The 895-nt window shown below is 27.7% G+C and carries 2 protein-coding genes; both read right to left on the reverse strand.

Translation table 11 applies throughout. The features are described 5' to 3' along the window. Positions 1-331, reverse strand: a 331-nt coding sequence (locus tag OM90_RS12150; RefSeq protein ID WP_144428595.1) for a hypothetical protein, incomplete at its 3' end; no start/stop codon positions are given. Between the two features lies 1 nt (position 332). After that, positions 333-895 (reverse strand): hypothetical protein (locus tag OM90_RS12950; protein WP_160323688.1); only part of this gene is annotated, 563 nt, incomplete at its 5' end.

Consider the following 895-nt stretch of genomic DNA (forward strand, 5'->3'; position numbering starts at 1 on the left):
TGCTTTGGTCAATAACTATTTGATCTTTCATATTTTCAATGGGACAATTTATATGGTCATCTTCGCCATCAATATTTATTTGAGTTCCCTTAGGAAACATTGTTATTTTATATGCTTCTGTTTCCCATCTAAGTCCCGTTTCCGAAGAAGCTTTTGTTGAGGTGACAGGAAATATAATATAATGATTTTCTCCTTTTTCTATGGTATCAAATTCTTTTCCTCTATTTTCACTAGAGTATTCATTATAATTTTTACCATAACTCATATTTTTTAAATTTATAACTGTTATACACAAAATAATTATTATAAATAAAAATCCCATCTTTTTCATATTATTCACCTTCTACTGACATTACTGGTCCAATAGCTTTAAACCCATTTCCATAATAGTTTTTAAAAGCTTCTCCTTTTAATCCTGTCCCAATATGTACTTCATAAGGTACTTGGTACCATTTTCCTAATTCATAATCATACTCTCCAAACCAATCTTCTCTAAAATTACCTTCTGCTGATTTAACACGGAATAAAAATAAACCTATTACATCAGGGCCTGATTTATGATATACAAAATATTCATCAGTAAGGAATTTTGCTTCAATTATAAATTTATGTTCAGCTAATGTATTATACTTCCTTTTAAACCATATCCTATCTGCATAAGTTCCTGAAGAATATGGCAATGCTCTATTATAATATGTTTCGAAATCCATACGATAATCAAAATTATATGTTGTTTCCATATAATTTTTTGCTATATCAATAAACTTAGGTATATTTTTTTCTCCATAATCATCTATTAAATCTTGCCTATATTCTTCATAATTTGTAAAATAACTACGTAGTAAATCAAATTGTTCTTGGGTTAATTCTGAACTTGTATTTTCTTTTGGCTCTT

The sequence above is a fragment of the Defluviitalea phaphyphila genome (assembly GCF_001466305.1).
GTDB lineage: Bacteria > Bacillota > Clostridia > Lachnospirales > Defluviitaleaceae > Defluviitalea_A > Defluviitalea_A phaphyphila.